The sequence below is a fragment of the Candidatus Schmidhempelia bombi str. Bimp genome (assembly GCF_000471645.3).
Taxonomy (GTDB): domain Bacteria; phylum Pseudomonadota; class Gammaproteobacteria; order Enterobacterales; family Orbaceae; genus Utexia; species Utexia bombi.
Genome location: NZ_AWGA01000092.1, coordinates 1 through 3,911, shown reverse-complemented (window position 1 = coordinate 3,911; position 3,911 = coordinate 1). Strand labels below are relative to the sequence as shown.

The window sequence follows — 3,911 nt, the reverse complement described above, 5'->3', positions numbered from 1 at the left end:
TGCCAAGGAGCGCTACAAGAGGCATGGATAACAAAATCGCAGTACGACGATGACTTCAACTATATAATCAAATACAGAGAATTATATCGACATGATGCAGCTGCGTTAAATGAGGCATTAAACGGATTATCTAAGGAGGAAGTCCAACATTTACTGGCGATAGAAGCCATAGCCAAGGAGAGTGGACGTAATGTAACCGAAGTCGCGACACAATATCGAGCTATCATGGCCGCCCACGGAATTACCTCTTCACTGGCAGGGACTCATTATGGTATAAAGGGCAATAAAATTGTTAAAAATAAACCAGTTGCTGGCGAAGCAAAAGGAGAAATACAACAATCAGGAAAAGCCCCTGAAACGACAATTAATAAGGCTACTCCTGAAAAAGGAAATAAATCAAGCCAGTTTGGCGAGCATGCCAAAAATGAGCAAGAAATAAAAGCTGGAAAGGGGACGACAAACGCTACTAAACCTACTACTGGCGCTGAAAATATTGTAAATAATCCTAAATTGAATTCTCAATTAACTTCTCAAGAAATCGCTAATGGACATGCTTTTGATAAACATGTTTTACAGAAAGGTGAATTCAATTCATTAGGTATTAAAACACGAGAGCAATTCCAACAACATGTTGAAAAAGTTATTAATAACCCAACGGATGTACGTTATTATTCAGATGGCAGGATTGTTTATTTAGATTCAAATACAAGAACTGTTGTTATAAGAAATCCTGGTAAAGGTGAAAGTACAGCATTCAGACCAGATTATGATATTGGGTGGGATAATTATATTAAACGTTTACCTACTCAAAAAACACCGCCGATAAATTAATTGAGGTTTTAAATGAAGATATTAGGAAAACAAAATAACTTATTGAATATTGAAATGAGCGAAAGAGAGTTTAACTTAATAAGAGAACTTGAATCAGCGGTTTTAATTTCGTGTAGTGTAAATGAAATTCCTACTTTAACAGGTTGGACTAGAGAAGAACTTTTGGAATTTGGAGCGATGCTTAGTGAATTAGCAGAGAAAAATAATATTAATTTATAGTCTATTTAATTAGTAGATCCTAGTTAATCTCCAGGATCTACTAATTTCTTTCTAGCTCTGCATCGCAAGTTCAATAATTAATTTATTGTCCGCAATGGTAATAACTACAGGCAGCTTGGGGTAACCCGAGCTGCTCAAGCTAGCGTCCTTTTATGGATACCAGTGAAGATGATAAGTTACTGCAATCACAAACCCAAGATAAGCAATACGGCATTACGGTTTCTACATCGGGCTATTTTGTCAGTGCCTCTCAAGCGATTGATAAAACCGCCAAATCCGTCGAAAATCATGACGATAAACGCTTATTTGCCATTTATGCCGCCAAGGCAGCGGTTAATGCGGGGCAAGCAAAATTTAATACATCAGGTATCAATCATGTCAGTACCGGTATTGAAGAAAATAATAATGGTATGTCATCGTCCTTAGTCAAAGTCACCGTGAGCGCTACAGCCAATAATGCCAAACAAAAAAATGAGTACCACCATCATTCCCAATCCGGTACCGTTATTCATGCCGGTCAAAATGTGAATATCACAGCGCAAGAAAACATTGAAGGCAAAGGGGTGGATATTCAAGGGCACAATATTAATCTCAATGCCGGCAATGACATTAAATTCGATGCAGCACAAAGTACCGAAAAGATTAAAAACCGGGATTCAGGCAACCATTATGGGGTTGGCGTTGGTTTTGGGTTAATTGGCGGACAAAACGGCTTCTCTGTAGAAATCGCAGCCAGCCAGTCAAAAGGTAAAGAAAACGGCTATGCCGAAATTAATCACAACAGTAAAGTGACTGCTGGTAATGCGCTGAACATTCACAGTGGGCGTGATGTTATCTTAGACGGTGCCGAGCTGGCAGGTAATCGGGTGACTGCAAATATTGGGCGTGATTTGATAATTAGCAGCGTTCAAGATAAAGAAAAACTCGATTCTAAACACACCTCATCCGGTGCCAATGTCAGTATTTGCGTTCCCCCTATCTGTTATGGGGACAGTCAAGCCAGTGGTAGCTTTAATCAAGATAGAATGAAAAATGACTATGCGTCGGTCAATGAACAATCGGGCATTTTTGCTGGCACGGGCGGCTATGACATTACCGTGGGTAACCATACCCAGTTAAATGGTGCGGTGATTGCATCAACAGCGGATAAAGACAATAATCGGTTAGATACCGGTACTATCGGCTTTACCGATATTAAAAACAAAGCGGAATTTGAGGTAGATAGCATCGGTATGGCAGGAGGCACCAGTCATACCGATGGTAACCCAAAAGCGAATGGCGGGATGCCATCGATATATGAGCACGATGATAAAACCTCAAACATCACCCATTCGGCAATCAGTGAGGGAGAATTAATCATCCGTGACACACGGACAAACAAATCCAAGATATAAATGAACTCAGTCATAACACTGAGCAGGCACACCACAAACTCAACCCTATCTTTGATAAAGAAAAAGAACAAACCCGACAAGAAATTGTCACCGGCTTAAAAGATTTAGGTGCCCAGATTAAAGACCTAAAACAAACCATGGATAAACAAAATAACCATGGCAATGAAAACAAAATGGGCAGTGACTTTAATAAAGGCGTCGATTCTGCTATTGCCATTATCACAGGCATGATGACTGGCGATATCGCTGGCGGCTTAGCCGGCGCCAGTGCCTCATGGTTGGCTGAGCAAATCAAAATACAGGCGGGCGATAATGAAGCCGCCCGTTTAATTGCCCACGCCATATTGGGTGCGGCCGTTGCCGAGCTACAAGGCAATTCAGGGTTAGCGGGGGGCGCAGGGGCGCTTACGGATGAAATTGCTGCGGATATCATTCGCAAACAGCTATACGGTGATAAAAGTGTTAACCAACTAACCGAAGAAGAAAAACAAAACATCAGCGCCCTATCGCAACTAGCCGCCGGACTTGCTGCAGCCAGTGCTGGCGGTAGCATGAGTGAAGTCAGCGCTGCAGTCAGCAGCAGTAAAAATGCGGTTGAGAATAATGGATTAAGTTGGGCTAATGGTGGATTGGGTGGCGATTTTATTGGTCTTTCGCCTGAAACAGGAGCAAATTATGAAGGTATCCTCCATGCCTCAGCAGCAGGTTATTTAACTCAAGAAGAAACAGACGAAGCATTAAAAAGGCTCATAACAGGTAAAGATATGCCTAATGGTAGCGATTATGTTGAACTATGGATGCGAGCCCCAGAGCAAATAGGTGCATTTTTACCAGGACCAATTAGTGCCGCCACTTGCTATGGCTGATAAGTCTTTAACCGACACTGACAAAGCTGATTTGATTTCAGTACTCAATAAAGCTACAGGCGATTATTTATCTGGTGCAAATACTGAATCTTTATTAGAATTAAATGCTGCTTTAAGTCGATTTGGTGCCAAAAGTACAAATAAACAATTCCAACAATTTATAAAAGAAAAAGTTGAGAATAATGTAGCAACATCTCAAAAAGGCAATAAATCAAGTAAGTTTGGCGAGCATGCCAAAAATGAAAAAGAAATAAAAGCTGGAAAGGGGACGAGTGGATCTTTAACAGGGCAACAAACTAAACTTCCACCTAATGCTTCTACTGAAAATATACGATCATTAGTCCGAGAAAATGAGAGTGCAAAAATACTTTCTCAGAACGGCTATCACGTTGAACAAAACCCAATAACCTCTGGAGTAAAAAATCCGGATTATAAAATTAATGGTGAAATCTTTGATAACTATGCTCCCAGTTCTGGAAATATTAGAAATATATGGAGAGAAGTAGAGAAAAAGGTTGAAAGAGGCCAGACAAATAATGTCGTTATCAATTTAGCGGATACGAAAGCAACAATAAAAGATTTACAAAAACAGTTCAATGAT

At 40.3% G+C, this 3,911-nt stretch carries 5 protein-coding genes; all 5 read left to right on the top strand.

Features of this window, described 5'->3' with window-relative positions:
* A partial coding sequence (locus O970_RS09955; protein ID WP_275055055.1) for a hypothetical protein occupies positions 1-831 on the top strand: 831 nt, incomplete at its 5' end.
* A 12-nt stretch (positions 832-843) separates the two neighbouring features.
* Positions 844-1,050 carry a hypothetical protein gene (locus O970_RS08960; RefSeq protein WP_133459365.1) on the top strand — a complete coding sequence of 69 codons (207 nt, stop codon included), beginning with the start codon at positions 844-846 and terminating at the stop codon, positions 1,048-1,050.
* A gap of 152 nt (positions 1,051-1,202) precedes the next feature.
* Positions 1,203-2,444, top strand: a complete 1,242-nt coding sequence (locus O970_RS08955; RefSeq protein WP_133459364.1) for a hemagglutinin repeat-containing protein — start codon at positions 1,203-1,205, stop codon at positions 2,442-2,444.
* A 137-nt stretch (positions 2,445-2,581) separates the two neighbouring features.
* Complete coding sequence (locus O970_RS08950; protein WP_133459363.1) at positions 2,582-3,310, top strand: VENN motif pre-toxin domain-containing protein; 729 nt, start codon at positions 2,582-2,584, stop codon at positions 3,308-3,310.
* Positions 3,288-3,911, top strand: a 624-nt coding sequence (locus O970_RS08945) for a CdiA C-terminal domain-containing protein (RefSeq protein WP_202976379.1), incomplete at its 3' end; no start/stop codon positions are given. The genes O970_RS08950 and O970_RS08945, both read left to right, overlap by 23 nt.